General features: G+C 50.1%; 42 protein-coding genes (1 of these 42 only partly in view). All 42 read left to right on the top strand.

Annotation, left to right across the window (positions count from 1 at the left end; genetic code table 11):
* Positions 1-113 precede the first annotated feature (113 nt).
* Entirely contained in the window at positions 114-533 is a 420-nt protein-coding gene (gene rpsL / locus DFG60_RS12840; RefSeq protein ID WP_114572176.1) for a 30S ribosomal protein S12, read from the top strand.
* A gap of 51 nt (positions 534-584) precedes the next feature.
* Positions 585-1055, top strand: coding sequence for a 30S ribosomal protein S7 (rpsG, locus tag DFG60_RS12835; protein ID WP_114572175.1), 471 nt, complete (start codon positions 585-587; stop codon positions 1053-1055).
* A gap of 123 nt (positions 1056-1178) precedes the next feature.
* The gene (gene fusA, locus DFG60_RS12830) at positions 1179-3257 is read left to right on the top strand and encodes an elongation factor G (RefSeq protein ID WP_114572174.1); all 2079 of its coding nucleotides are present in this window, start codon (positions 1179-1181) and stop codon (positions 3255-3257) included.
* 121 nt (positions 3258-3378) lie between these two features.
* Positions 3379-4566, top strand: a complete 1188-nt coding sequence (tuf, locus tag DFG60_RS12825; protein ID WP_114572173.1) for an elongation factor Tu — start codon at positions 3379-3381, stop codon at positions 4564-4566.
* Positions 4567-4897: 331 nt separating this feature from the next.
* The gene (gene rpsJ, locus DFG60_RS12820; RefSeq protein ID WP_114166682.1) at positions 4898-5206 is read left to right on the top strand and encodes a 30S ribosomal protein S10; all 309 of its coding nucleotides are present in this window, start codon (positions 4898-4900) and stop codon (positions 5204-5206) included.
* A 65-nt stretch (positions 5207-5271) separates the two neighbouring features.
* On the top strand, positions 5272-5898 hold the full coding sequence (gene rplC / locus DFG60_RS12815) for a 50S ribosomal protein L3 (protein ID WP_114572172.1): 627 nt from the start codon (positions 5272-5274) through the stop codon (positions 5896-5898).
* Positions 5899-5926: 28 nt separating this feature from the next.
* Entirely contained in the window at positions 5927-6550 is a 624-nt protein-coding gene (gene rplD, locus DFG60_RS12810; RefSeq protein WP_114572171.1) for a 50S ribosomal protein L4, read from the top strand.
* Positions 6550-6834 (top strand): 50S ribosomal protein L23, encoded by a 285-nt coding sequence (rplW, locus tag DFG60_RS12805; RefSeq protein ID WP_114572170.1) that lies wholly within the window; start codon positions 6550-6552, stop codon positions 6832-6834. Before rplD ends, rplW begins: the two co-directional genes overlap by 1 nt.
* Positions 6835-6866: 32 nt before the next feature.
* Positions 6867-7697, top strand: a complete 831-nt coding sequence (gene rplB, locus DFG60_RS12800) for a 50S ribosomal protein L2 (protein WP_114572169.1) — start codon at positions 6867-6869, stop codon at positions 7695-7697.
* A gap of 66 nt (positions 7698-7763) precedes the next feature.
* A complete protein-coding gene (rpsS, locus tag DFG60_RS12795; RefSeq protein ID WP_012369013.1) occupies positions 7764-8042 on the top strand; it encodes a 30S ribosomal protein S19 in 279 nt (92 codons plus the stop codon).
* 20 nt (positions 8043-8062) lie between these two features.
* Positions 8063-8395, top strand: coding sequence for a 50S ribosomal protein L22 (gene rplV / locus DFG60_RS12790; RefSeq protein ID WP_114572168.1), 333 nt, complete (start codon positions 8063-8065; stop codon positions 8393-8395).
* Positions 8396-8407: 12 nt separating this feature from the next.
* The gene (rpsC, locus tag DFG60_RS12785) at positions 8408-9064 is read left to right on the top strand and encodes a 30S ribosomal protein S3 (RefSeq protein WP_114572167.1); all 657 of its coding nucleotides are present in this window, start codon (positions 8408-8410) and stop codon (positions 9062-9064) included.
* 34 nt (positions 9065-9098) lie between these two features.
* Complete coding sequence (rplP, locus tag DFG60_RS12780; protein WP_012369016.1) at positions 9099-9536, top strand: 50S ribosomal protein L16; 438 nt, start codon at positions 9099-9101, stop codon at positions 9534-9536.
* On the top strand, positions 9523-9726 hold the full coding sequence (gene rpmC / locus DFG60_RS12775) for a 50S ribosomal protein L29 (RefSeq protein WP_012369017.1): 204 nt from the start codon (positions 9523-9525) through the stop codon (positions 9724-9726). Before rplP ends, rpmC begins: the two co-directional genes overlap by 14 nt.
* Positions 9727-9757: 31 nt before the next feature.
* Positions 9758-10021: a 30S ribosomal protein S17 gene (gene rpsQ, locus DFG60_RS12770; protein WP_114572166.1), complete on the top strand. Its 264-nt coding sequence runs from the start codon at positions 9758-9760 to the stop codon at positions 10019-10021.
* Positions 10022-10069: 48 nt separating this feature from the next.
* Positions 10070-10438: a 50S ribosomal protein L14 gene (rplN, locus tag DFG60_RS12765; protein WP_114572165.1), complete on the top strand. Its 369-nt coding sequence runs from the start codon at positions 10070-10072 to the stop codon at positions 10436-10438.
* Positions 10439-10472: 34 nt separating this feature from the next.
* Complete coding sequence (rplX, locus tag DFG60_RS12760) at positions 10473-10784, top strand: 50S ribosomal protein L24 (RefSeq protein ID WP_114572164.1); 312 nt, start codon at positions 10473-10475, stop codon at positions 10782-10784.
* 28 nt (positions 10785-10812) lie between these two features.
* Entirely contained in the window at positions 10813-11352 is a 540-nt protein-coding gene (gene rplE, locus DFG60_RS12755) for a 50S ribosomal protein L5 (RefSeq protein ID WP_114572163.1), read from the top strand.
* A gap of 18 nt (positions 11353-11370) precedes the next feature.
* Complete coding sequence (rpsN, locus tag DFG60_RS12750; RefSeq protein WP_114572162.1) at positions 11371-11640, top strand: 30S ribosomal protein S14; 270 nt, start codon at positions 11371-11373, stop codon at positions 11638-11640.
* 31 nt (positions 11641-11671) lie between these two features.
* Positions 11672-12070, top strand: a complete 399-nt coding sequence (rpsH, locus tag DFG60_RS12745) for a 30S ribosomal protein S8 (RefSeq protein WP_114572161.1) — start codon at positions 11672-11674, stop codon at positions 12068-12070.
* Positions 12071-12100: 30 nt separating this feature from the next.
* Positions 12101-12637, top strand: coding sequence for a 50S ribosomal protein L6 (gene rplF, locus DFG60_RS12740; protein ID WP_114572160.1), 537 nt, complete (start codon positions 12101-12103; stop codon positions 12635-12637).
* A 34-nt stretch (positions 12638-12671) separates the two neighbouring features.
* Positions 12672-13022, top strand: a complete 351-nt coding sequence (gene rplR / locus DFG60_RS12735; RefSeq protein WP_114572159.1) for a 50S ribosomal protein L18 — start codon at positions 12672-12674, stop codon at positions 13020-13022.
* A gap of 22 nt (positions 13023-13044) precedes the next feature.
* A complete protein-coding gene (rpsE, locus tag DFG60_RS12730; protein WP_114572158.1) occupies positions 13045-13545 on the top strand; it encodes a 30S ribosomal protein S5 in 501 nt (166 codons plus the stop codon).
* A gap of 18 nt (positions 13546-13563) precedes the next feature.
* Positions 13564-13749: a 50S ribosomal protein L30 gene (gene rpmD, locus DFG60_RS12725; protein WP_114572157.1), complete on the top strand. Its 186-nt coding sequence runs from the start codon at positions 13564-13566 to the stop codon at positions 13747-13749.
* 36 nt (positions 13750-13785) lie between these two features.
* Entirely contained in the window at positions 13786-14226 is a 441-nt protein-coding gene (rplO, locus tag DFG60_RS12720; protein WP_114572156.1) for a 50S ribosomal protein L15, read from the top strand.
* The gene (gene secY / locus DFG60_RS12715; protein WP_114572155.1) at positions 14226-15515 is read left to right on the top strand and encodes a preprotein translocase subunit SecY; all 1290 of its coding nucleotides are present in this window, start codon (positions 14226-14228) and stop codon (positions 15513-15515) included. Before rplO ends, secY begins: the two co-directional genes overlap by 1 nt.
* Positions 15516-15579: 64 nt before the next feature.
* Entirely contained in the window at positions 15580-16227 is a 648-nt protein-coding gene (locus DFG60_RS12710; protein ID WP_114572154.1) for an adenylate kinase, read from the top strand.
* Positions 16227-16979, top strand: a complete 753-nt coding sequence (gene map, locus DFG60_RS12705) for a type I methionyl aminopeptidase (protein ID WP_114572153.1) — start codon at positions 16227-16229, stop codon at positions 16977-16979. Before DFG60_RS12710 ends, map begins: the two co-directional genes overlap by 1 nt.
* A 142-nt stretch (positions 16980-17121) precedes the next feature.
* A complete protein-coding gene (infA, locus tag DFG60_RS12700; RefSeq protein ID WP_012369032.1) occupies positions 17122-17340 on the top strand; it encodes a translation initiation factor IF-1 in 219 nt (72 codons plus the stop codon).
* A gap of 34 nt (positions 17341-17374) precedes the next feature.
* Complete coding sequence (gene rpmJ, locus DFG60_RS12695) at positions 17375-17488, top strand: 50S ribosomal protein L36 (protein WP_003156543.1); 114 nt, start codon at positions 17375-17377, stop codon at positions 17486-17488.
* A 20-nt stretch (positions 17489-17508) separates the two neighbouring features.
* Complete coding sequence (gene rpsM, locus DFG60_RS12690) at positions 17509-17874, top strand: 30S ribosomal protein S13 (RefSeq protein WP_114572152.1); 366 nt, start codon at positions 17509-17511, stop codon at positions 17872-17874.
* Positions 17875-17890: 16 nt separating this feature from the next.
* The gene (gene rpsK, locus DFG60_RS12685) at positions 17891-18286 is read left to right on the top strand and encodes a 30S ribosomal protein S11 (RefSeq protein ID WP_114572151.1); all 396 of its coding nucleotides are present in this window, start codon (positions 17891-17893) and stop codon (positions 18284-18286) included.
* Positions 18287-18416: 130 nt separating this feature from the next.
* On the top strand, positions 18417-19361 hold the full coding sequence (locus DFG60_RS12680) for a DNA-directed RNA polymerase subunit alpha (protein ID WP_114572150.1): 945 nt from the start codon (positions 18417-18419) through the stop codon (positions 19359-19361).
* A 30-nt stretch (positions 19362-19391) separates the two neighbouring features.
* Positions 19392-19763: a 50S ribosomal protein L17 gene (gene rplQ / locus DFG60_RS12675; RefSeq protein WP_114572149.1), complete on the top strand. Its 372-nt coding sequence runs from the start codon at positions 19392-19394 to the stop codon at positions 19761-19763.
* A 91-nt stretch (positions 19764-19854) separates the two neighbouring features.
* Complete coding sequence (locus tag DFG60_RS12670) at positions 19855-20685, top strand: energy-coupling factor ABC transporter ATP-binding protein (RefSeq protein WP_114572148.1); 831 nt, start codon at positions 19855-19857, stop codon at positions 20683-20685.
* Positions 20673-21530 (top strand): energy-coupling factor transporter ATPase, encoded by an 858-nt coding sequence (locus DFG60_RS12665; protein ID WP_114572147.1) that lies wholly within the window; start codon positions 20673-20675, stop codon positions 21528-21530. The genes DFG60_RS12670 and DFG60_RS12665 overlap by 13 nt, the downstream gene beginning before the upstream one ends.
* Positions 21527-22321, top strand: coding sequence for an energy-coupling factor transporter transmembrane component T family protein (locus tag DFG60_RS12660; RefSeq protein ID WP_114572146.1), 795 nt, complete (start codon positions 21527-21529; stop codon positions 22319-22321). The genes DFG60_RS12665 and DFG60_RS12660 overlap by 4 nt, the downstream gene beginning before the upstream one ends.
* Complete coding sequence (gene truA / locus DFG60_RS12655) at positions 22318-23064, top strand: tRNA pseudouridine(38-40) synthase TruA (protein WP_114572145.1); 747 nt, start codon at positions 22318-22320, stop codon at positions 23062-23064. Before DFG60_RS12660 ends, truA begins: the two co-directional genes overlap by 4 nt.
* A gap of 154 nt (positions 23065-23218) precedes the next feature.
* Positions 23219-23656, top strand: coding sequence for a 50S ribosomal protein L13 (gene rplM / locus DFG60_RS12650; RefSeq protein WP_114572144.1), 438 nt, complete (start codon positions 23219-23221; stop codon positions 23654-23656).
* 23 nt (positions 23657-23679) lie between these two features.
* Positions 23680-24072 carry a 30S ribosomal protein S9 gene (gene rpsI / locus DFG60_RS12645; protein WP_023466655.1) on the top strand — a complete coding sequence of 131 codons (393 nt, stop codon included), beginning with the start codon at positions 23680-23682 and terminating at the stop codon, positions 24070-24072.
* Positions 24073-24226: 154 nt separating this feature from the next.
* Positions 24227-24751 carry an NUMOD4 domain-containing protein gene (locus tag DFG60_RS12640; RefSeq protein ID WP_114572143.1) on the top strand — a complete coding sequence of 175 codons (525 nt, stop codon included), beginning with the start codon at positions 24227-24229 and terminating at the stop codon, positions 24749-24751.
* Positions 24752-24846: 95 nt separating this feature from the next.
* A protein-coding gene (locus DFG60_RS12635) for an Mrp/NBP35 family ATP-binding protein (RefSeq protein WP_114572142.1) crosses the window boundary here: on the top strand, positions 24847-25876 show its 5' portion. 2 nt of this gene lie beyond the right edge of the window; the window shows 1030 of its 1032 coding nt (coding positions 1-1030); its start codon is at positions 24847-24849; the stop codon is cut by the window's right edge — 1 of its three bases falls inside, at position 25876.

Below are 25876 nucleotides of genomic sequence, written 5' to 3'. Positions count from 1 at the left end.
GTGTGGCAATGGAATGCCTGAGCCACGCAAAACGTTTCATTATGACTTTCGATGAACCACCCGGCTCGGTGGTTTTAAAATCGTCACGAATTCAAGAAGGGAGGATCTCAAAGATGCCTACTATCAACCAATTGGTCCGTAAAGGTCGCCAATCGAAAGTCGTCAACTCGAAATCACCAGCACTTAACAAAGGTTACAACAGCTTCGCGAAAGCTCAAACCAATGTGAGTTCGCCACAAAAACGTGGTGTTTGTACTCGTGTAGGTACAATGACTCCGAAGAAACCGAACTCGGCTCTTCGTAAGTATGCTCGTGTTCGCTTGACGAACCAAATCGAAGTAACAGCTTACATCCCAGGTATCGGCCACAACCTGCAAGAGCACAGCGTAGTGCTTATCCGCGGCGGTCGTGTAAAAGACTTACCAGGGGTACGTTACCACATCGTTCGTGGTGCGCTCGATACAGCTGGTGTCGACGGCCGTATGCAAGGTCGTTCGAAATACGGTACAAAACGTCCTAAAGTTAAAAAATAATTCAGATGTCGCCTAAGACATCACCTCACTATATGAAAGGAGGGACTCGGAATGCCACGTAAAGGTCAAGTAGAACGTCGCGACGTAATGGCTGATCCGATCTACAACTCGAAACTCGTCACTCGCCTTATCAACCGTCTTATGTTGGATGGTAAAAAAGGTACAGCTCAACAAATTCTCTACAAAGCTTTCGAAACAATCGCTGAGCGCTCAGGCCGCGATGCAATGGAAGTATTTGAAGAGGCGATGAACAACATCATGCCAGTTCTTGAAGTTAAAGCACGCCGTGTAGGTGGAGCTAACTATCAAGTTCCAATCGAAGTTCGTCCAGAGCGCCGTACGACACTCGCTCTTCGTTACCTCGTGAACTACTCACGTCTCCGTAACGAAAAAACAATGGACATGCGTCTCGCTAACGAGATCATGGACGCTGCTAACAACACTGGTGCTTCTGTCAAGAAGCGCGAAGATATGCACAAAATGGCGGAAGCGAACAAAGCGTTCGCACACTACCGCTGGTAATTCCGAAATTGACCACCTCATTGATGCCATTTTTGATGGAATGATGAGGTGGCTTTCGGGTATAGTCATGACGTGCACTCCTGCACGCAACCAAACTAAAATGCGAAAGGAGAATGTTTTAAGATGGCAAGAGAATTCTCCCTAAAGAACACTCGTAACATCGGAATCATGGCTCACATCGATGCTGGTAAGACAACAACGACTGAGCGGATCCTTTATTACACGGGTCGTATCCACAAGATTGGTGAAACGCACGAAGGTGCTTCGCAAATGGACTGGATGGCACAAGAGCAAGAGCGTGGGATCACGATCACATCGGCAGCAACGACTGCTCAATGGAAAGGTCACCGCGTAAACATCATCGATACTCCAGGACACGTAGACTTCACAGTTGAAGTTGAACGTTCACTCCGCGTACTTGATGGTGCGGTAGCAGTACTTGACGCTCAGTCTGGTGTTGAGCCACAAACTGAGACAGTATGGCGCCAAGCAACGACATACGGCGTACCACGTGTCGTCTTCGTCAACAAGATGGATAAAATCGGTGCAGACTTCCTGTACTCGGTCGGAACGCTTCGCGATCGCCTTCAAGCGAACGCACACGCGATCCAGCTTCCAATCGGTGCTGAAGATGAGTTCCGCGGTATCATGGACCTCGTTGAACGCAAAACATACATGTACACGAATGACCTCGGTACAGACATCGAAGTAACAGACGGTTTCCCGGCTGAGTTCGAAGAGCAAGCTGAAGAGCTCCGCGCTTCACTCATCGAAGCTGTTGCTGACTACGAAGAAGAAATGATGATGAAATACCTCGAGGGCGAGGAAGTCACGGTCGAAGAGCTTAAAGCGGGTATCCGTAAAGCGACATTGAGCGTAGATTTCTATCCTGTTCTCGTTGGTTCGGCATTCAAGAACAAAGGTGTCCAGCTCATGCTCGACGCAGTTCTCGACTACCTCCCATCACCAGTCGACGTAGAAGCAATCAAAGGAATCGACATGGACACGGATGAAGAGATCCTGCGTGAGTCTTCGGACGAAGCGCCATTCTCAGCACTCGCGTTCAAAGTCATGACTGACCCTTACGTCGGTAAATTGACGTTCTTCCGTGTGTACTCTGGTACAGCTTCGGCAGGTTCTTACGTCAAGAACTCGACTAAAGGCAAGCGGGAACGTCTCGGACGTATCCTTCAAATGCACGCGAACAGCCGTGAGGAGATCCCGATGGTCTTCGCTGGTGATATCGCTGCAGCAGTAGGTCTTAAAGACACTACGACTGGAGATACGCTCTGTGCAGAGAAAGACAACGTCGTTCTCGAATCAATGACATTCCCAGAACCAGTTATCTCGGTCGCTATCGAACCAAAAACGAAAGCTGACCAAGATAAAATGGGTCAAGCCCTCGCTAAGCTTGCTGAAGAGGATCCAACGTTCCGCACTGAAACAAACCCAGAGACTGGTCAAACGATCATCTCAGGTATGGGTGAGCTTCACCTCGACATCATCGTTGACCGTATGCGTCGCGAGTTCAAAGTCGAAGCAAACGTTGGTGCTCCACAAGTAGCTTACCGTGAGACGATTCGCCAAGCGGCGAAGATCGACTCGAAGTTCGCTCGTCAATCAGGTGGTCGTGGTCAGTATGGTCACGTCGTCGTTGAGTTCGAGCCGAACGAAGAAGGCGCTGGCTTCGAGTTCAACAACAAAATCGTCGGTGGTGTCGTTCCACGTGAATACATCCCAGCGGTCGAGAACGGAATCGAAGAAGCACTTCAAAACGGTATCCTTGCTGGTTACCCAGTAGTCGACGTCAAAGCGGCTCTCGTCTTCGGATCGTACCACGATGTCGACTCGAACGAGATGGCGTTCAAAATCGCAGCTTCGATGGCTGTCAAACAACTTAAAGATAAGAGCGGCGCTGTTATCCTTGAGCCAATGATGAAAGTCGAAGTCGTCATCCCAGACGAATACATGGGAGACATCATGGGTGACATCACGTCACGCCGTGGTCGCGTAGAAGGTATGGAAGCTCGCGGTAACGCTCAAGTCGTTCGTGCGATGGTTCCACTCTCAGAGATGTTCGGATATGCAACGGGCCTCCGTTCGCGCACACAAGGTCGCGGTACGTACTCGATGCACTTCGATCACTATGAAGAAGTACCGAAATCAGTCGCTGAAGAAATCATCAAAAAAGCAAACGGCTAATCCCTTAGAGGTACAGGTTGTCACGCTTATTTGATTAGTGTAAGCTAAGGAAGGTGTACGTTATTCGACGACTCACCTTCCTAGTTAATAAATTATGAGACACATAGAGGAGGAATTCGGAATGGGTAAGGAAAAATTCGACCGTTCTAAACCGCACGTTAACGTTGGTACAATCGGCCACGTCGACCACGGTAAAACAACTTTGACTGCAGCGATCTCTGCTGTACTTGCAAAAGCACAAGGTAAGGCTGCTACTAAGTTCGACCAAATCGATGGTGCTCCAGAAGAGCGCGAGCGCGGTATCACAATCGCAACAGCTCACATCGAGTACGAAACTGAAAAACGCCACTACGCACACGTTGACTGCCCAGGTCACGCTGACTATGTTAAAAACATGATCACTGGTGCTGCTCAAATGGACGGCGCGATCCTCGTTGTATCTGCAACTGATGGTCCAATGCCACAAACACGTGAGCACATCCTGCTTTCACGTCAAGTAGGTGTTCCTTTCATCGTAGTATTCATGAACAAAGTCGACATGGTTGACGACGAAGAGCTTCTTGAACTCGTTGAAATGGAAATCCGTGAGCTTCTTTCTGAATACGACTTCCCAGGCGACGATCTCCCAGTAATCAAGGGTTCTGCTCTTGGCGCGCTTAACGGCGAACCACAATGGGAAGAAAAAATCATGGAACTCATGAACGCTGTTGATGAGTACATCCCTGAGCCAACTCGCGACACTGACAAAGACTTCATGATGCCAGTCGAGGACGTATTCTCGATCACTGGTCGTGGTACAGTAGCAACTGGCCGCGTTGAGCGTGGAGTTCTTAAAGTCAACGACGAAGTTGAAATCGTTGGTCTTCACGAAGAGACTAAAAAATCAGTATGTACTGGTGTAGAGATGTTCCGTAAGCTTCTTGACTATGCTGAAGCTGGCGACAACATCGGTGCACTTCTCCGTGGTGTATCGCGTGACGACATCGAGCGTGGACAAGTTCTCGCTAAGCCGAACACGATCACTCCGCACAAAAAGTTCAAAGCGCAAGTTTACGTTCTTTCTAAAGAAGAGGGTGGCCGTCACACGCCGTTCTTCGCTAACTACCGCCCGCAGTTCTACTTCCGTACAACTGACGTAACTGGTATGTGCCAACTTCCAGAAGGAACTGAAATGGTAATGCCTGGGGACAACATCGAAATGACTGTTGAACTCATCGCGCCAATCGCTCTTGAAAAAGAGACTCGTTTCTCAATCCGTGAAGGCGGCCGTACTGTAGGCGCTGGATCTGTAACTGAAATCGTTGAGTAATCAATGAGATAAAAACCTTCCGTCTCCCGTGGCGGAAGGTTTTTTCTATAGTGAAAACAGATCGTTAATTTTCAAACAGGTGTTGCAACATGGTCTGACATCTTATATACTATAAAAAGTGTTTGTGCGAGTGGTGAGAGACTTGAAAACATATTCTATTTAATTTGCTTGCTTTCCGTTCTGGAATTGAGTAAACTAGAATATGTTGGTCACAAACACAACGCGATGAAGCGGGAGGTTATGACACGCCCGGCGGCATTGCCATGGCTGGGGTGGAAATTTCCGCGGAGAATGTCTATTTAGAAAAGTAGGCGAAAAGGAGGGAAACAACATGGCAAACGAAAAAATTCGGATCCGTTTGAAAGCATACGATCACCGCGTGCTTGATCAATCGGCTGAGAAGATTGTCGAAACAGCGAAACGTTCAGGTGCGAAAGTATCAGGTCCGATCCCACTCCCAACGGAGAAATCGATCTACACGATCCTTCGTGCGGTTCACAAGTACAAAGATGCTCGTGAGCAGTTCGAAATGCGCACACACAAACGCTTGATCGACATCGTTAACCCAACACCGAAAACAGTTGATGCGCTTATGCGTCTTGAACTTCCATCGGGCGTTGACATCGAAATCAAACTTTAATTCTTCTATAGATAGTTGATACTAGCCAGAAGATCAAAACATTCAATATTTAGGAGGTGTATCTCATGGCTAAAGGAATCTTAGGAACTAAACTCGGTATGACACAAATCTTCAACGAATCAGGCGAAGTAGTACCTGTTACTGTCGTTTCAGTAGAAGGTAACGTCGTTCTTCAAGTGAAGACGATGGAAGTGGACGGTTACGAAGCAGTCCAACTCGGCTTTGGTGATATCAAAGAAGGTCGTCAAAACAAACCGCAAAAAGGTCACGCTGCGAAAGCAAACGCGACTCCTAAGCGCTTCATTAAAGAAATCCGTACATCCGTATCAGATTTCACAATCGGTCAAGAGATTAAGGCAGATACTTTCGCTGCAGGCGAAATGGTTGATGTAACAGGTACGTCGAAAGGTAAAGGTTTTGCTGGTGCGATCAAGCGCCACAACCAATCACGTGGTCCAATGGCTCACGGTTCGCGTTACCACCGTCGCCCAGGTTCAATGGGTCCAGTCGCTCCTAACCGTGTATTCAAAGGGAAACTTCTCCCAGGACGCATGGGTGGCGAGCAAATCACTGTTCAAAACCTTGAAATCGTAAAAGTTGATGCTGAACGCGGCTTGCTCCTCGTCAAGGGTGCTATCCCAGGCGCACGTAAGAGCCAAGTAGTCATCAAATCTGCGGTAAAAGGCAACTAATCGTTTGCAAGGAAAGGAGGAATAACGAATGCCTAAAGTAGCTTTGCTTAACCAAACAGGTACACAAGTCGGAGACATCGAGCTCGCAGATGCCGTTTTCGGAATCGAGCCGAACGAAGCAGTCCTGTATGACGCAATCGTCATGCAACAAGCTTCACGTCGCCAAGGTACACATGATACGAAGGGTCGCTCGGAAGTTCGCGGTGGCGGCCGTAAACCATGGAAACAAAAAGGTACTGGTCGTGCACGCCAAGGTTCGATCCGTTCGCCACAATGGGTTGGCGGTGGAACGGTCTTCGGTCCAACACCACGTTCGTACTCTTACAAGCTTCCTAAAAAAGTTCGTCGTCTCGCACTTCGTTCGGCATTGTCGTCGAAGGTCGCTAACAACGAGTTCATCGTCCTCGAAGGATTGACAATCGATGCACCGAAAACAAAAGACATGATTTCGGTCTTCGCTGCTCTTTCAATCGAGCGTAAAGTTCTCGTCGTCACAGCTGACTACAATGAGATGGTCGTTCTTTCAACACGCAACATCCCGGGTGTCACAGTCGTTGACGCTGCTGGTGTAAACGTCCTTGACCTTGTCGCACACGACAAAGTCGTCATTACGAAGGACGCTGTTGCGAAAGTAGAGGAGGTGCTTGCATAATGGCACACACACACGATATTCTCAAACGTCCTGTAATCACTGAACGCTCAGTGAATCAAATGGCTGAGAAAAAGTACACTTTCGAAGTAGACGTGAAGGCATCTAAGGGTCAAATCAAAGATGCTGTTGAAGCGATCTTCGGAGTGAAAGTTGCGAAAGTCAACACACTTATCTCAAAACCAAAAGCAAAACGCGTAGGTCGTCACGCTGGTTACACAGCACGCCGCAAAAAAGCGGTCGTCACGCTTACTGCAGATAGCAAAGAACTCGATTACCTCGGTTAATCGGTATTCTGTAGAAAAGGAGGGAACTCTCGATGGGAATTAAAAAGTTTAAACCGACCACTAACGGTCGTCGTAATATGACTGCACTCGACTTCGCTGAAATTACGGCTTCACGTCCTGAAAAATCGTTGACTGAAAAGCTTTCGAAAAAGGGCGGTCGTAACAACCAAGGTCGTTTGACAGTACGTCACCAAGGTGGCGGACACAAACGTAAATACCGTATCATCGACTTCAAACGGAACAAGGACGGCATCGCTGGCCGCGTAGCAACGATCGAGTACGATCCGAACCGCTCAGCTAACATCGCTCTTATCCACTACATCGATGGTGAAAAACGCTACATCCTCGCACCTAAAGGATTGAAAGTAGACATGCAGATCATGTCTGGCGCAGAGGCTGACATCAAAGTCGGTAACGCGCTTCCGCTTTCTAACATCCCAGTCGGTACGCTCATCCACAACATCGAACTCAAGCCAGGTAAAGGTGGTCAGCTCGTTCGCGCAGCTGGTACTTCTGCTCAGCTTCTCGGTAAAGACGGGAAATACGCGATCGTTCGTCTCCAATCAGGCGAAACACGCATGATCCTCGCTACTTGCCGTGCAACAGTCGGTGCTGTCGGTAACGAAGAGCACGAGCTCGTCAACATCGGTAAAGCCGGTCGTTCACGCTGGCTCGGAAAACGTCCAACAGTTCGTGGTTCTGTAATGAACCCGGTTGATCACCCACACGGTGGTGGTGAAGGTCGCGCACCAATCGGTCGTTCAGGCCCACTCACTCCTTGGGGTAAACCAGCTCTTGGATACAAAACACGTAAGAAAAACAAAGCGAGCGACAAATACATCGTTCGTCGTTCTAAAAAATAATCACATGATTTGCGAGCGGTTCGCCGAACGAGCCGTTCCGAAATCATGCCAAAGGGAGGTACAACTATGGGTCGCAGCTTGAAAAAAGGTCCATTCGCAGATCACCACTTGCTCGCTAAAGTCGACAAGGCTAACGAAGCTGGTGATAAGCACGTTATCAAAACTTGGTCACGCCGCTCGACAATCTTCCCAGAGTTCATCGGTCACACGATCGCTGTATACGATGGTCGTAAACACGTACCGGTTTACGTGACAGAAGATATGGTCGGTCACAAACTTGGTGAATTCGCTCCTACGCGTTCTTACAAAGGACACGCTGGAAACGATAAGAAGACGAAACGTTAATCTGAGGGGAGGTACTCAACATGCAATCTAAAGCATCGGCTAACATGGTTCGCATTGCTCCTCGTAAGGCACGTCTCGTCGTAGACCTTATCCGCGGGAAGCAAGTCGGCGAAGCACTTTCAGTTCTCGCTTACACGAACAAGGCTGCAACGCCTATCGTCGAGAAAGTATTGAAATCGGCAATCGCGAACGCTGAGCATAACTTCGACATGAATATCGAAAACCTCGTAGTAACAGAGGCTTACGTCAACGAAGGTCCAACGCTCAAACGTTTCCGCCCACGCGCAATGGGGCGCGCAAGCCGCATCAACAAACGCACGAGCCACGTACACATCGTGGTATCTGAAAAATAAGGAGGGATTACCGTGGGTCAGAAGATTAACCCAACTGGTCTTCGCGTAGGTATCATCAAAGACTGGGAATCACGTTGGTTCGCAGATAAAGACTATGCTGATCTCCTTCATGAAGACTACGTAGTTCGTGAATATATCGAAAAACGTCTTAAAGACGCGAGCGTTTCACAAATCGAAATCGAGCGCGCTGCAAACCGCGTAAACATTTCGCTCCACACTGCTAAACCTGGTATGGTTATCGGTAAAGGCGGATCGGAGATCGAAACACTCCGTAAAGACATCACTAACCTTACAAACGGCAAACGCGTTCACGTCAACGTCGTTGAAGTGAAAAACCCGGATGCTGTAGCTAAACTCGTAGCTGAGAACATCGCTCGCCAGCTTGAAGGCCGCGTATCGTTCCGTCGTGCGATGAAGCAATCGATCCAACGCTCAATGCGTTCTGGTATCAAAGGAATCAAGACTGAAGTTTCTGGTCGTCTTGGCGGCGCTGATATCGCTCGTTCTGAGAAGTACTCGGAAGGTACTGTCCCACTTCATACACTCCGTGCAGACATCGACTACGGTACTGCAGAAGCTGATACGACTTACGGCAAAATCGGCGTAAAAGTATGGCTCCACCACGGTGAAGTACTTCCGACTAAAAAAGTCGCAGCAAACGAAGAATAATCCAGATCCGATCTAGGGAAGGAGGCAACACAACATGTTGTTACCAAAACGTGTAAAATATCGTCGTGTTCACCGCGGCAACATGCGTGGTAAAGCGAAACGTGGTACTACAGTACACTTCGGTGAGTTCGGTATCCAAGCGCAAGAAGCAAGCTGGATCACTAGCCGTCAAATCGAATCAGCGCGTATCGCGATGACTCGTTATATGAAACGTGGTGGTAAAGTGTGGATCAAGATCTTCCCACACAAGCCATACACTAAAAAACCTCTCGAAGTCCGAATGGGTTCGGGTAAAGGTGCTCCGGAGGGCTGGGTAGCAGTCGTCAAACCGGGCAAAGTCATGTTCGAAATCGCAGGAGTATCGGAAGAGATCGCACGCGAAGCTCTCCGTCTTGCATCACACAAACTTCCAGTAAAATGTAAGTTCGTAAAACGTGAAGAAAATGGTGGTGATACGAATGAAAGCAACTGATCTCCGTCAGCAAACAACAGAAGAGCTCAACGGTAAAGTCGGTTCGTGGAAAGAAGAGTTGTTCAACCTTCGCTTCCAACTTGCGACTGGTCAGCTTGAGAACCCTGCTCGTATCCGTGAAGTGCGCAAGTCGATTGCACGCGCGAAAACCGTTCTTCGTGAACGCGAACTCGGCATCAACAACGCATAATTCACTCGGATTCTGAGAGGAGGTACACTCAATGGAACGCACTAACAACCGCAAAGTGTTAACTGGACGCGTCGTATCTGACAAAATGGATAAGACGATCGTCGTATCAGTTGAAACAAAAGTAAAGCACAAGCTCTACGGCAAACGCGTAAACTACTCGAAAAAGTACAAAGCGCACGATGAGAACAACACAGCTAAAATCGGTGATGTCGTACGCATTCAAGAAACACGTCCACTTTCTAAGGACAAACGTTTCCGTCTCGTATCTGTCGTTGAAGAAGCAGTAATCATCTAAACTCTAATTAGTTCGGATCATTAAATATCCGGAGGGAGGTACAATCGTATGATTCAACAAGAATCTCGCTTGAAAGTAGCAGATAACTCAGGAGCTCGTGAAGTCTTGACGATCAAGGTCCTCGGTGGTTCTGGTCGCAAAACTGCTAACATCGGTGATGTAATTGTTTGTACAGTTAAACAAGCAACACCAGGTGGCGTTGTCAAAAAAGGTGACGTTGTACGCGCAGTAGTCGTTCGTACTAAACGTGGTGTTCGTCGTAAAGACGGTTCGTACATCCGTTTCGACGAAAACGCAGCTGTCATCATCAAGGATGACAAAAGCCCGCGTGGCACACGTATCTTCGGGCCAGTCGCACGTGAACTTCGTGAAAAAGACTTCATGAAGATCGTCTCGTTGGCACCGGAAGTACTTTAATTCCAATAGATTCCTACAAGGAGGTGCTCTAACGATGCATGTCAAAAAAGGTGATAAAGTTATGGTCACGACTGGTAAAGATAAAGGCAAACAAGGCGTTATCCTTACTGCGATGCCAAAGAAAAATCGCGTTATCGTCGAAGGCGTTAACATGATTAAAAAACACTCGAAACCTTCTCAACTCAACCCGCAAGGCGGAATTGTAGAGAAAGAAGCACCGATTCACGTATCGAACGTCATGCTCATCGACCCTAAGACAGGAACTCCAACTCGTGTTGGTTACTCTGTGGTTGACGGCAAGAAAGTACGTATCGCTAAAAAATCGGGCGAAGCGCTAGATAAATAAGATTTGAAGAAAGGAGGTCCACTTTCTGATGAACCGTTTAAAAGCTAAATACCAAGATGAAATCGTAAAATCTATGATGGAGAAGTTCAACTACTCTTCAGTTATGCAAGCTCCTAAGGTCGACAAGATCGTAATCAACATGGGTGTTGGTGACGCAGTGTCGAACTCGAAAGCACTTGACATGGCAGTAGAAGAGTTGCAACTCCTCACTGGTCAAAAGCCACTCATCACGAAAGCGAAGAAATCAATCGCTGGTTTCAAACTTCGTGAAGGTATGCCAATCGGTGCGAAAGTAACACTTCGCGGCGAGCGCATGTACGAATTCCTCGACAAGTTGATCAACGTGTCACTTCCACGTGTACGTGACTTCCGTGGTGTCTCGAAGAAATCATTCGACGGCCGCGGTAACTACACGCTCGGCGTGAAGGAACAATTGATCTTCCCTGAGATCGATTACGATCGCGTATCTAAAGTCCGTGGTATGGACATCGTCATCGTAACGACAGCTAACACAGATGAAGAGTCACGTGAGCTTCTCACAGCACTCGGCATGCCATTCCAAAAATAATAGAGGGAGGTCGACAACATGGCTAAGAAATCAATGATCGCACGCGAAGTAAAACGTCAAGTACTCGTTGAGCGTTATGCTGAAAAACGTGCAGAATTGAAAGCACAAGGCGACTACATCGGTTTGAGCAAACTCCCACGTAACTCGTCATCGGTTCGTCTTCACAACCGTTGCCGTATCACTGGCCGTCCACACGGTTACATTGGTAAGTTCGGTATCAGCCGGATTATGTTCCGTGAGCTCGCTCATAAAGGTCAAATCCCTGGTGTTAAAAAAGCAAGCTGGTAATCCACTAGAATTGTGAAAGGAGGTACATCGCATGGTTATGACAGATCCGATTGCAGATATGCTTACACGCATTCGTAACGCAAACATGGTTCGCCATGAGAAGTTGGAAATGCCAGCTTCGACAATCAAACGTGAAGTCGCTGAAATCCTCAAACGTGAAGGTTTCATCCGCGATGTTGAATATCTCGAGGACAACAAACAAGGTACGCTTCGCGTATTCCTTAAATACGGCGCTAGCAACGAGCGCGTAATCACTGGCCTCAAACGTATCTCGAAACCAGGTCTCCGCGTTTACGCGAAGGCTGACGAAGTCCCGAAAGTACTCGGTGGTCTCGGAATCGCTATCATCTCAACATCTAAAGGTGTAATGACAGACAAAGAAGCTCGCCAACAAAAAGTCGGCGGCGAAGTGATCGCATACATCTGGTAATTCACGCATAAAAGAACGGAGGTGTCTTAAATGTCACGTATTGGTAAAAAGCCAGTCGTCATCCCAGCAGGCGTTACAGTAACAGTCGAGAACAACTCGGTTACAGTAAAAGGTCCTAAAGGGGAACTCACACGTGAGTTCAGCCCGACAATGGCAATCAACGTAGAAGAAAACCAAGTCATCGTCACTCGTCCGAACGACGAGAAAGCGAACCGTACTATCCACGGAACGACTCGTGCGCTTATCGCGAACATGGTCGAAGGTGTGAACAACGGCTTCTCGAAGACGCTTGATATTCAAGGTGTCGGTTACCGTGCACAAAAACAAGGTAACAAGATCGTACTCAACCTCGGTTATTCACACCCAATCGAGTACACTCCGGAACAAGGCATTGAAGTCGAAGTTCCTACGAACACGCAAATCATCGTTCGCGGTATCAGCAAGGAACGTGTTGGACACGTTGCTGCTCTCATCCGTTCGTACCGTCAACCTGAGCCGTACAAAGGTAAAGGGATCCGTTACAGTGATGAAGTCGTTCGTCGTAAAGAAGGTAAAACAGGTAAGTAATTCGCTACGAATTGACCGGAAAGGAGTGGCATAAATGATCTCAAAGGCAGATAAGAACGCTTCGCGTAAAAAACGTCATGGTCGTGTCCGTCGTACAATCATCGGGACTGCAACTCGTCCACGTATGAACGTATTCCGCTCGAACAAGAACATTTACGTACAGATCATCGACGATGCAACTCATGCGACTATCGCATCTGCATCATCACTTGATCTTGAGAAAGGCAACACGACTGACGCTGCAACAGCGGTCGGTAAGCTCGCAGCTGAGCGCGCTATTGAAAAAGGAATCGAAACAGTCGTATTCGACCGTGGAGGATACCTCTATCATGGACGTATCAAAGCTGTAGCTGAAGCAGCTCGTGAAGCTGGTCTCAAATTCTAATAGAAAAGGAGGGAACCTCTACATGCGCCAGTTAGAAATTAACATGGATCAACTCGAAGAACGCGTTGTTACCGTAAACCGCGTCGCGAAAGTAGTAAAAGGTGGCCGTCGCTTCCGTTTTGCTGCACTCGTCGTCGTTGGTGACAAGAATGGTCACGTAGGTTTCGGTACGGGTAAAGCTCAGGAAGTGCCTGAAGCGATCCGTAAAGCAATCGAAGATGCAAAGAAAAACATGGTACAAGTGCCAATCGTCAACACGACTATCCCACACGAAGTCAACGGTGTGTTCGGTGCAGGTAAAGTCTTCATGAAGCCTGCTTCTGAAGGTACTGGAGTCATCGCTGGTGGTCCAGTTCGTGCGGTTCTCGAGCTCGCGGGAATCAATGACATTCTCTCGAAATCACTTGGATCTAGCACGCCGATCAACATGGTCCGTGCAACGGTCGAAGGTCTCAAATCGCTTAAGCGTGCTGAAGAAGTTGCGAAACTACGTGGTAAGAGCGTAGAAGAACTTCGCGGTTAAGAAAGGGAGGGAAAACAAATGGCGAAACTCGCAGTTACCCTCACACGCAGCATGATCGGTCGTCCTGAGAACCAACGCGTCACAGTCCGTACGCTTGGTCTCAACAAGATGCACCAAACTGTTGTCGTTCCTGACAACGATGCTATGCGTGGGATGATTAACCATGTGTCACACTTGCTGACAGTAAAAGAAATTCAAGAGTAATCGTAGTTCGATATAAATCTAGGAGGAGGTGCCACTATGAAACTCCATGAATTGAAACCAGCTGAAGGGTCACGTTCTACACGTAACCGTGTTGGTCGCGGTATGGCTACTGGTAACGGTAAGACATCTGGTCGCGGTCACAAAGGTCAAAAAGCTCGTTCAGGCGGTGGTGTACGTCCAGGTTTCGAAGGTGGTCAAAACCCACTTTACCGTCGTTTGCCAAAACGCGGCTTCAACAACCCGACTCGTAAAGAGTTCGCGGTCATCAACCTTGACACACTCAACCGTTTCGAGGACGGTACTGAAATCACACCGGAACTTCTTGCTGAGACTCGTGCAGTCAAAGGCTTGAAAGACGGCGTTAAAGTACTCTCAAACGGTAAGCTTGAAAAGAAACTGACGGTCAAAGCTCATAAGTTCTCCGAAGCTGCGAAGCAAGCAATCGAAGCTGCTGGCGGTACGGTTGAGGTGATCTAATGTTTCGATCGATTTCCAATATGTGGCGCGTAGCCGACATTCGTCGGCGCATTCTCTTCACACTCGCGATGGTGATTGTGTTCCGTCTAGGAGCACACATCCCTGTCCCGATGGTGAATACGGAAGTGTTCAAGATTGACGAGAACGGGATCTTGGGCTTCTTGAACTCCTTCGGCGGGAATGCTTTGCAGAACTTCTCACTCTTTGCGATGGGAATAATGCCGTACATCACGGCCTCGATCGTTGTCCAACTCTTACAGATGGACGTTGTTCCAAAGTTTGCCGAATGGGCGAAACAAGGAGAGGCGGGCCGTAAGAAGTTAGCAACGGTGACGCGCTATGGAACGATCGTACTCGGTTTAGTCCAAGCGTTTGGAATTTCGCTTGGATTTAACCGTATCTACCCAGGTCTCGTCGATGAAAGATTCGGCACCTGGACATACGTTGTCATTGCACTCGTCTTGACGGCGGGTACTGCATTCCTCATGTTCATCGGTGAGCTTATCACGGAGAAGGGGATTGGGAACGGGATCTCAATCATCATCTTCGCAGGTATCGTCGCCGGTTTCCCGAATGCGTTCCGTCAGATCTACGAAACGAAGCTCCAAAATGCAGGGGATGCTTTGTTCATCAATGTGCTTTACATCGTACTGCTGCTCTTGATCGTGCTCGCGGTCACTGTCGGTGTCATCTACGTGCAGCAAGCTGCGCGTAAGATTCCGATTCAATACGCCAAGCGTATGGTGAACCGTGCACCAGTTGGCGGTCAATCGACTCACTTGCCGATTAAATTGAACGCCGCTGGGGTCATCCCAGTCATCTTCGCGGTGTCGTTCATGGTGACGCCACCGACGATTGCTGGATTCTTTGCAGATGCAGATACGGCAGCGAAGATTCAAAACATCTTCGACTATACGAGCCCGCTCGGCATGTCGATCTATGTTGCTTTGATCATCGCCTTCTCGTACTTCTACACGTTCGTTCAGGTCAATCCTGAGCAGATGGCTGAGAATCTCCAGAAGCAAGGCGGATACATTCCTGGTATCCGACCTGGTAAGCAGACGGAACAGTATATCACGAAGATCCTCTATCGTCTGACATTGTTCGGCTCGCTCTTCCTCGCGTTGATCGCGGTCGCACCGACGTTCTTCATCAAGTTCGCCGGTCTTCCGAACTCCGTTCAAATCGGGGGTACGAGCTTGCTGATCGTCATCAGCGTCGGACTAGAGACGATGAAGCAGATCGAAAGTCAGCTTGTAAAACGACACTACAAAGGCTTTATCCGATAAAGCGGGAGGAAGGGGACCATCCCTTTCCTTTCTGTTGTGTCTATAGAAAGTGGAGGCTACCGACATGAATCTAGTATTGATGGGCTTGCCGGGTGCTGGAAAAGGGACGCAGGCTGCGAAAATCATCGAAGACTACGCCATTCCGCATATCTCGACAGGCGACATGTTCCGTGCGGCGATCAAAGATCAAACACCGCTCGGGCAGGAAGCGAAATCGTACATGGATAAAGGGGAACTCGTTCCGGATGAAGTCACTATCGGCATCGTTCGTGAACGTCTCGCCAAAGAAGACTGTGCGAACGGTTTTCTTCTTGACGGTTTCCCACGTACGGTCAAACAGGCAGATGCTCTCGAAGCTCTCCTTGCTGACCTCGGCAAGAAAATCGACCACGTCGTTCACATCGAAGTCGATCCTGAAAAGCTTGTCCCTCGTTTGACAGGCCGCCGGATCTGCCCGACATGTGGCGCTACGTATCACGTGATCTACAACCCGCCAAAGGTTGAAGGCATCTGTGATAACGATGGGTCGGCGCTCGTACAGCGTGAAGACGATCAAGAGGAGACGGTCCGCCGCCGCCTTGAGGTCAACGTTGCACAAGCACAACCACTCATTGACTTTTACGGCGAAAAAGGGTATCTTCGTAATTTGGACGGTGATCGTCCAATCAACGAGGTATACACGGATGTTCAAGCACTGTTCGGTGCGAAGTAATGATCATCACCAAGGCGCCACGTGAAATCGACATCATGCGGGAAGCGGGGCGAATCGTCGCCCGGACGCATAAGGAGCTCAAAGCTCACATTCGTCCAGGGGTGACGACGGGGGAACTCGACGCCATCGCGGAACGTATCATTAGAAGTTACGGGGCAACACCGTCGTTTAAAGGATATAATGGGTTTACCGGCAGCATTTGCGCGTCGGTGAACGAAGAACTCGTCCATGGCATCCCTGGTAAGCGTGTATTGAAGGATGGCGACATCATCTCGATCGATATCGGGGCTCAGTACAACGGTTACCATGGTGACTCTGCCTGGACCTATCCGGTAGGAACAATCTCTGAGGAGACGAGGCGGTTACTTGACGTGACCGAGGAATCTCTGTATAAAGGATTGGAGCGCGCCAAGGCTGGCGTGCATCTGACAGATATTTCGCATGCGATACAGTCACATGTCGAAGCAGCGAATTTTTCTGTAGTCCGCGAATACGTGGGCCATGGAGTGGGTCAAAATTTGCATGAAGATCCGCAAATTCCACACTACGGACCACCGGGGAAAGGGCCGCGCCTGAAAACCGGCATGACACTGGCCATTGAGCCAATGGTCAATGTCGGGAAACGCTATGTTCGCACACTATCCGACAATTGGACGGTAGTGACGGTGGACGGTAGCATGTGCGCCCACTTTGAGCACACCATCGCCATCACAGACGACGGCTACGAGATCTTAACGGTCGATGCAGAGTGAGCTGTGCGCGTTATTGGTGTCACCTTTTTAAGCCGCTGCCACTCGTGTTTGTGACCGATATCTCTCTCACGGCTTAGAAAGCCCCTAGCGCTACAAATCGTCTGGGCTCCCAATCAACTTTATAGAGAAAGGGGTATAATTGATGGCGAAACAAGATGTAATTGAAGTGGAAGGCACGGTTATCGAGCCGCTTCCAAACGCGATGTTTAAAGTGGAGTTAGAAAACGGCCACACGGTCCTCGCGCACGTTTCAGGTAAAATTCGGATGCACTTCATTCGGATCCTTCCAGGAGACAAAGTAACGGTCGAGTTGTCACCATACGACTTGACTCGCGGACGGATCACATACCGTTTCAAATAAAAACTCCGATTTTTTCAGGAGGAGGTAATTCACAATGAAAGTAAGACCTTCGGTTAAACCGATCTGTGAAAAGTGTAAAGTTATCCGCCGTAAAGGCAAAGTAATGGTTATTTGCGAAAACCCTAAGCATAAACAAAAACAAGGGTAATTAAACAAGGAGGTGCACACATGGCACGTATTGCTGGTGTAGATATTCCACGTGAGAAACGTATCGTAATCTCACTCACTTACATCTATGGTGTTGGTAAAACAACTGCTCAAAAAGTCTTGAAGGAAGTTGGTATCTCTGAAGATACTCGTACTCGCGACTTGACTGAGGAAGAACTCAACCAACTCCGTGATGCTTTGGATAAAGTTAAAGTCGAAGGTGACCTTCGTCGTGAAATCTCACTCAACATCAAACGTTTGATCGAAATCGGTTGCTACCGTGGTGTCCGTCACCGTCGTGGTCTTCCAGTTCGTGGTCAAAACACTAAAAACAACTCGCGTACGCGTAAAGGCCCGCGCCGTACAGTCGCGAACAAGAAGAAGTAAGGGAGGGTAAACTAATATGGCTAAACGTAAACAAAATGTCCGTAGCAAACGCAAAGTCAAAAAGAATATTGAATCTGGTGTCGTTCACATCCGTTCAACATTCAACAACACGATCATCACGATCACTGACACACAAGGGAACGCTATCTCTTGGGCAACTGCAGGAAACATGGGCTTCAAAGGTTCGCGTAAATCGACTCCATTCGCAGCTCAACTTGCTTCTGAAACAGCAGCAAAGACAGCAATGGACAACGGTATGCGTACTGTAGAAGTAAACGTTAAAGGTCCTGGCGCAGGTCGTGAAGCTGCAATTCGTGCACTTCAAGCTGTCGGTCTCGAAGTTACAGCGATCCGCGACGTAACTCCAGTTCCACACAACGGTTGCCGCCCTCCAAAACGTCGTCGCGTGTAACCCGTCTTGTACTGCGGAACGGGAAATCGAGTATAATCTGTTCGTTTGACCAAGCAGTCGAAACATTACACAAGACGGTTGGCGATTGAACGCGATGGCCAACATGGACGATATTCAAGGAGGGGTTCAGATGATCGAAATCGAAAAACCGAAGATTGAAACGGTCGAATTAAGCGAGAACGCTACGTTTGGTAAATTCGTAGTCGAGCCGCTTGAGCGTGGATTCGGTACTACGCTTGGTAACTCATTGCGTCGTATCCTGTTGTCTTCACTTCCGGGTGCTGCAGTCACTGCAGTGCAAATCGATGGCGTTCTTCATGAGTTCTCGACGATTGATGGCGTAGTAGAAGACGTTACCCAAATCATCTTGAACCTGAAAAAACTCGCCCTCAAAGTGTACTCGGATGAAGAGAAAACACTCGAGATCGATATTCAAGGCGCTGGCGATGTGACTGCTGCGAACATCACGCACGACAGTGACGTCGAAATCCTCAACCCAGAACTTCACATCGCAACACTTGCTGAAGGCGCATCGCTTCATATGCGTTTGACTGCACGTCGCGGCCGTGGGTATGTTCAGGCTGAAGATAACAAGCGGGACGATATGCCAATCGGCGTCATCCCGATCGACTCGATCTACACACCGATTCAACGTGTGAACTATCAAGTCGAAAAAACACGTGTCGGTCAAGATGCTAGCTTCGATAAGTTGACACTCGACGTTTGGACAGACGGTTCGATCCGTCCTGAAGAAGCGGTGTCGCTCGGTGCGAAAATCATGACAGAACACTTGAACATCTTTGTTGGTCTTACGGACGAAGCGCTCCATGCTGAAATCATGGTCGAAAAGGAAGAAGATCAAAAAGAGAAGGTACTCGAAATGACGATCGAAGAACTCGATCTCTCAGTTCGTTCGTACAACTGTTTGAAACGCGCTGGCATCAATACGGTTCAAGAACTCGCGAACAAGAGCGAAGACGAGATGATGAAGGTCCGTAACCTCGGACGTAAATCCCTCGAGGAAGTTCAAGCGAAACTCGACGAACTCGGACTTGGTCTGCGCAAAGAAGACTAATACTAATTGCAAGAAGGAGGGACTCTATCCATGGCATACTCGAAACTAGGCCGTACAAGCTCGCAACGTAAGGCACTTTTCCGTGACCTTGCGACTGATCTCATCATCAACGAGCGTATCCAAACAACTGAACAAAAAGCGAAAGAACTTCGCCCGATCGTTGAGAAACTCATCACACTAGGTAAACGCGGTGATCTCCACGCTCGTCGTCAAGTTGCATCTTTCGTTCGTCGTGAAGCAGCTGGTCAAAACGAAGCAGGTAAAGATCAAGACGCGATCCAAAAGTTGTTCGCTGAAATCGCACCACGCTTCGCTGAACGTCAAGGCGGCTACACACGCATCATGAAAGTCGGCCCACGTCGCGGTGACGGCGCTGAAGTCGTAATCATCGAACTCGTTTAATCTTTTGAGCGAATTCAAAAGGGCAGTGCGCATCCCGCTTCTGCCCTTTTTCTACAAATGAAATTGTTGATTTGATGAAGGAGGAGAGCTTATGCAGACGCTGATCGAACTAGACCGTGTGACGTTCCGTTACCCGGATCAGGAGAAACCAGCCTTGCAGGACGTCTCTCTTTCCATTGCGGCAGGCGAATGGGTAGCCATCGTCGGCCACAATGGCTCCGGAAAATCGACGCTGACGAAATTGTTCAACGGGCTCTTGCTTCCGGAACAAGGGACGGTTACCGTCGCTTCGCGCTATTCGAGCGCGGTGGAAGAAGAGATCTGGGAGATGCGCCGCGCAATCGGCATCGTCTTCCAAAATCCCGATAACCAATTCGTCGGCACGACCGTGCGCGACGACGTGGCATTCTCCTTAGAGAACTGGGGAGTGCCACGCGAGGAAATGGTTCGTCGAATCGACGACAGTCTAGCGCGCGTTGGCCTAACGGAGTTTGTTGAACGGGAACCCCATCAACTCTCCGGCGGACAGAAGCAGCGTGTCGCGATCGCTTCGGCAATCGCGATGCGCCCTGAAGTCCTCGTGCTCGATGAAGCAACATCGATGCTCGACCCACTCGCACGGCGAGAGGTCATGTCGACCGTTCAAGAATTGTATGAAAACAATCCGATGGCCGTAGTGGCGATCACGCATGAGCTCGACGAGGTACTTGCTGCCAGCCGTGTCATCGTGATGGAAGCAGGCCGCATCGTACTTGAAGGAACACCACTCGAAGTTTTCAAGGAAGCCTCTTTTCTCAAAGGCATCGGACTCGACGTCCCATTCGTCATCCGGATGCAGGAGCTGCTTAAAGATCGAGGGATGGATCTCGGAGAGACGATAGTAGACGAAAGAAAATTGGTGAACCGCATATGCCAATCCTAATCCAGGATCTTAATTTTTCGTACCAACTCCATACACCGTTCGAACGTGTCGCGCTGCGTGATGTGAATCTCGAGATTCCGTCAGGGGCGCTTGTTGCGTTTGTAGGGCATACGGGATCCGGCAAGTCGACGCTCGTCCAACATATGAATGGACTGCTCAAACCGACGTCCGGGAAAATCCAGGTCGATGACATCATCATCGAACCGAAGAAGAAACAAGATTTGAAACCGCTCCGTAAACGAGTCGGTCTCGTCTTTCAATATCCGGAGTACCAGCTGTTCGAGGAGACGGTCCTAAAGGACGTCATGTTCGGGCCGCGCAATTTCGGGCATTCGGAGGAGGAGGCGAAAGCACTCGCCGAGGAAGCGCTGCGGACCGTGGAGCTCGATGAACGGTTCTGGTCGCGTTCGCCGTTTGACCTGTCTGGTGGGCAAATGAGGCGCGTTGCGATCGCAGGCGTCCTTGCTAGTCGACCAGACGTGTTGATCGTCGATGAACCGACGGCAGGACTTGATCCTGACGGCAGGCAGAAGATGCTCCGTCTGTTCGCCCGCCTGCATGCCGAGAGCGGCATGACACTGCTGCTCATCACCCACGATATGGATCAGGTGCTCGAATATACGGAACGCGTCGTCGTCATGGCGGACGGAAGGGTCGCCTTTGACGGGACACCGCTCGAACTGTTTGCGCAAGAAACGCTCGTCGAGCAGTTCCGGCTCGATCTGCCGCACGTCCTGTCCTTGACGTGGGCGCTCGCTGATCGTCTCGGGCGGGAACGTCCGCTTCTTCGGACGGAAGCCGAGGCGGCCGACTGGATCATCGCGCTGAAGGAGGGACGCCCATGATCGTCGGACAACATATACCGGGTGATTCGTTCCTTCACCGGACGTCAGCGCCCGCGAAGCTGATCTTCGCGCTCTGCTTCATCCCGCTCGTGTTCCTTGCGAACAATGCCGCGACGAACATCTTCCTGCTCGTCTTCACGTTCGCAGCGCTCGCGAGCAGCCGCTTGTCGCTTCGCTACGTCCTGAAGGGGCTGCGGCCTGTCTTATTCCTGATCGCGTTCACGTTCGTGATCCAGCTGCTCTTTACGCGTCAGGGGGAGGTCCTCTTGACGTTCGGCTGGTTCAAGATCTACTCGGAAGGCTTACGTCTCGCTGTCTTCGTTTCGCTTCGCTTCTTCTATCTCGTCTCGATCACGACGCTCGTCACGTTGACGACTTCGCCGATCGAGCTGACGGATGCAGTGGAGCTGATGTTGAAACCGCTTCGTGTCTTCCGTCTGCCGACCCACGAGATCGCTCTCATGCTGTCGATCTCGCTCCGTTTCCTGCCGACGCTCGCGGAGGAGACGGACAAAATCATGAAGGCGCAGCAGGCGAGAGGCGTCGACTTGACGGCCGGGCCGATCAAGGAACGTCTCCGGGCGATCATCCCGCTCCTCATCCCGCTCTTCATCTCGGCGTTCAAGCGGGCGGAGGACCTGGCGACGGCGATGGAGGCACGCGGCTACCGCGGCGGCGAAGGGCGAACGCGGCTGCGGGAGACGACGTGGACGAGCCGGGATACGATCCTGCTGCTCATCCTCGGCGTGTTCGCCGTCATCCTCGTCGCCTTGAGAGGGGTGACGTCATGAGACGTCTGAAATGCATCATCCAATATGACGGAACGAACTATTCAGGTTATCAGGTCCAGCCGAACGGCTTGACGATCCAGGAGGTGCTCGAGAAGACGCTTGAGCGGATGCATAAGCACCCGGTCAAAGTGATCGGTTCCGGACGCACAGACGCCCGTGTGCACGCGCAGGGGCAAGTCATCCATTTCGATACGGAACTGTCGATCTCTCCTGAGAACATGGTTCGTGCACTCAACACGCTTCTGCCGGGGGACATCCGTGTCCGAACGTGTGAGGAGGCCGCTCCTGATTTTCAGGCACGGTATGATGTGACCGGCAAGGAATACCGCTACTTCGTCAGAAGGAGCGAGGACGCCTTCCGGAGAAACTATGCCGTCGCGGTACCGTACAAGCTCGATATCGGGCGCATACGGGAAGCGCTCCGGCATGTCGTCGGCACGCACGACTTCAGCTCGTTCTGTGTCGCGAAGACGGAGACCGACAACCGGGTCCGGACGATCCATGAGGCGGAACTGATCGAGCAGGGGGACGAACTCATCTTCCGCTTCCGGGGGAGCGGCTTCCTGTACAATCAGGTGAGGATCCTCGTCGGGACGATGCTCGACATCGGGCGCGGTCGCTTCAGCCCGGACGACGTCCCACTCATGCTGGCAGCGAAGAATCGGAGCGCTGCCGGTGTGACGGCACCGCCGCACGGTCTCTATTTGTGGGAAGTTTTCTATCCCGTTCAAAAAGAGGTTTGACAATATCCGATAAAAAACATACAATGTTTATTGGCATTTCATTTATTATGAAACCACAATCTTAGCCCCGTACACCTAAGATTATGATAGATTCACAGTCAGTGAATAAATGAAAAATCAAAAAGAAACTTGAAATCCTTGGGAGGTATTTTACATGCGCACAACTTTCATGGCGAAAGCTACTGATGTAGAACGCAAATGGCTCCTTATCGACGCTGAAGGAAAAACTCTCGGTCGCCTTGCGAGCGAAGTTGCTTCACTTCTCCGCGGTAAGCACAAAGCTACGTTCACACCACACGTTGACTGTGGGGATCACGTTATCCTCGTTAACGTCGAAAAAATCGTATTGACTGGTAACAAACTCAACAACAAGATGTACTACCGTCACTCAGGTCACCCAGGCGGCCTTAAAGTAACAGTAGCGAAAGACTTGCTCGCTAACAAACCTGAGCGTATGCTCGAACTCGCGATCAAAGGGATGCTTCCAAAAGGTAGCCTCGGTCGTCAAATGTTCAACAAACTCCACGTCTACGCTGGAGAAGCTCATAAGCACGAAGCACAACAACCAGAAGTTTACGAACTTCGCGGTTAATACGAATTTAGGAGGCACAAACGATGGCAGATGTACGTTACTACGGCACAGGTCGCCGTAAACACGCGGCAGCTCGCGTTTTCCTCGTTGCTGGCGACGGTAAAGTCACAGTAAACGGACGCGATATCAGCGAATACTTCGGTTATGAGACTTTGATCATGACTGCGAAAGAACCACTCGTTATCACAGAAACAGAAGGCAAGTACGATGTAATCGTAACGGTCAAAGGCGGCGGCTTCACTGGTCAAGCAGGCGCTATCCGTCACGGTATCTCACGTGCTCTTCTCCAAGCGGATCCAGAATTCCGTGGCGCTCTCAAAGCGAAAGGCTTCTTGACACGCGATGCTCGTATGAAAGAGCGTAAGAAATACGGTCTTAAAGCAGCTCGTCGTGCACCACAGTTCTCAAAACGTTAATCTTTCGAATCAACCTCTCTCCTTCGGGAGAGAGGTTTTTTTGTGTGAAAATGAAAGAAACACGGGTTGGGAATGTACGTTCGCATATCCCTTTCGCTTTTGTTAAAATGAGCGTATAGGCTGACACTCATTTTAACAAAGGAAGGATTCAGCGATGAAGAACGAAGAGAGATGGATCCCGGTCCCGGGATATGAAGGGTACTACGAGGTGGCGAACACAGGGCGCGTCCGCTCCGTCGACCGGACGATCCGCGTCAACGGATTCGAACAGCAGCGGCGGGGAAGACCGTTGAAGACGTCATTGGGAAGGGACGGATATTTGAAAGTCACACTCTGCAGGGAGGGACGGCGGGATCGCCGGTCTCTGCATGAACTCGTCGCAGAGGCTTTTCTCGAAAGACCTGCTCTGCATGAAGGAATCGTTCATGTAGATGGCCGGATGAACAATGCGGCAGAGAACCTCGTCTACGTGAAACCGGCGAAAGAACGCCTCGACGAGTTTTTAGAAGAGCTTGAACGGACGGAGCGCGTCACCCTTGCGCCTTCAGAGCTCCGCTTGATGCGAAGCGCCTATGAGCAGGGAACACCTCTCCGGAAAGTCGCGGAACGCTTTCACGTATCAGAGAACAGGGCATGGAACGCGGTCCGGCATCATGGGAAGCGTGTTGAACGTATTTAGAGTTTCCAGAAATCGGAGCCACATCGTGCAAGCGCTCTCTCGTTTTTGCTATACTGAGATTGAAATCAAGTCGAACGCTCTCAGGGGGAAACACAATGTTGAATGAAACAGAAATTCGCGAGGTGGTAGGCAAGCTCGTCGACCCGACGATCGACCGCCCGCTTGCTGATACGAATGGAATTCGTGACGTACGCATCAAGGGTGACTACGTCAGTTTGAAGATCGCGTTGGCTCAGGCAGGCTCAGGCGAGCAGCTCGTGCTCCAGCAACAGATCGTCAAGGAACTGAAGGAGAAAGGATTCAAGACGGTCGGGCTTCGTTTCGAGGCACTGGGCGACCATGGCATCCAGGCGGCGACCACGCCGGCTCTCCTTCGTCCGGAATCCGGTACGACGTTCATCGCGATCGCATCCGGTAAAGGGGGCGTCGGGAAATCGACGGTATCCGTGAACCTCGCCGTCGCTCTCGCACGGGCAGGTAAGAAGGTCGGTCTGATCGATGCAGACATCTACGGGTTCAGTGTCCCTGACATGATGGGAATCGAAAACCGTCCGACTGTCGTCGACGACCGGATCGTCCCGGTCGAACGATTCGGTGTCAAAGTCATCTCGATGGGCTTCTTCGTCGAAGACAACGCACCGGTCATCTGGCGCGGACCGATGCTTGGGAAGATGCTCAACAACTTCTTCGCTGATGTCCACTGGGGCGACCTCGATTACTTGCTGCTCGACCTGCCGCCAGGGACGGGAGACGTCGCACTCGACATCCATTCGATGCTGCCAAGCTGCCAGGAACTGATCGTCACGACACCGCACGCGACTGCGGCATTCGTCGCTGCCCGTGCAGGCGCGATGGCGATCAAGACGAACCACCGTCTGCTTGGTATCGTCGAGAACATGGCATACTTCGAAAGTAAGCTGACAGGAGAGAAGGAGTACGTGTTCGGAAGCGGTGGAGGAGAGCGTCTCTCAGAAGCGCTCAAAACGGATATCCTTGCGAAAATTCCGCTCGGACAGCCTTACGAGAACGATGCGGACTTCGCGCCATCCATTTATCGGGATGGACATCCGTTCGAAACGTATTATAATGAGCTTGCGCACCGCGTAATTCAAAAAGTAGAGGAAT

Source organism: Exiguobacterium flavidum, from assembly GCF_003344535.1.
Lineage (GTDB): Bacteria > Bacillota > Bacilli > Exiguobacteriales > Exiguobacteriaceae > Exiguobacterium_A > Exiguobacterium_A flavidum.
This window is presented reverse-complemented; position numbering and strand designations above follow the sequence as displayed.